Origin of the sequence: Pandoraea terrae (genome assembly GCF_902459695.1) — a bacterium.
GTDB classification, from domain to species: domain Bacteria; phylum Pseudomonadota; class Gammaproteobacteria; order Burkholderiales; family Burkholderiaceae; genus Pandoraea; species Pandoraea terrae.
The window spans coordinates 1-780 of record NZ_CABPRZ010000069.1 but is presented as its reverse complement, the minus strand read 5'-3'; the positions used below and the strand labels follow the sequence as shown (position 1 = coordinate 780).

General features: G+C 66.5%; 2 protein-coding genes. Both read left to right on the top strand.

The window, feature by feature from the left end:
- On the top strand, positions 1-474 hold a 474-nt coding region (locus PTE30175_RS28010; protein WP_476703898.1), incomplete at its 5' end, for a Rossmann-fold NAD(P)-binding domain-containing protein.
- Positions 475-496: 22 nt separating this feature from the next.
- Positions 497-780 (top strand): NAD(P) transhydrogenase subunit alpha part 2 (locus PTE30175_RS28005; protein WP_150700333.1); only part of this gene is annotated, 284 nt, incomplete at its 3' end.

The window sequence follows — 780 nt, the reverse complement described above, 5'->3', positions numbered from 1 at the left end:
GAGCGCGAGATCGCGCAGGGCGTGGGCGGCTACGCCCGGCCGATGCCGGCCGCGTGGCTCGCGCGCCAGGCGCAGCTGGTGCACGCGCGCATCGCGCAGGCCGACATCGTGATCACGACCGCGCTGATTCCGGGGCGCCCGGCGCCGACCCTGATCTCGGAAGATACCGTCAAGGCGATGAAGCCCGGCTCGGTGATCATCGACCTGGCCGCCGGTCGCGGCGCCCACGGTGGCGGCAACTGTCCGCTGTCGAAGGCCGACGAGGTCGTGAACGTGCATGGCGTGGTCATCGCCGGCTACACGAACCTGGCCGGCATGGTCGCAGCCGACGCCTCCGCGCTCTACGCGCGCAACGTGCTCGACTTCCTCAAGCTCGTCATCGACCGCGAAGGCCAGCTCGTGATCGACACCAACGACGACATCGTCGCCGCATGCCTGATGTGCCGTGATGGCCAGGTACTTCGCGCAGCTTGACCGGACCAGGGAGACAGAAATCATGGAAATGATCAATCACACGGTGATCAATCTGATCATCTTCGTGCTGGCGGTGTACGTCGGCTATCACGTGGTGTGGAACGTCACGCCCGCACTGCACACGCCGCTGATGGCGGTGACCAACGCGATCTCGGCGATCGTGATCGTCGGCGCCATGCTCGCGGCGGGCCTCACCGAAGGCGGGCTGGGCAAGACCATGGGCGTGCTGGCCGTGGCGCTGGCCGCGGTGAACGTGTTCGGGGGCTTCCTCGTCACGCAGCGCATGCTGGAAATGTTCAAGAAGAA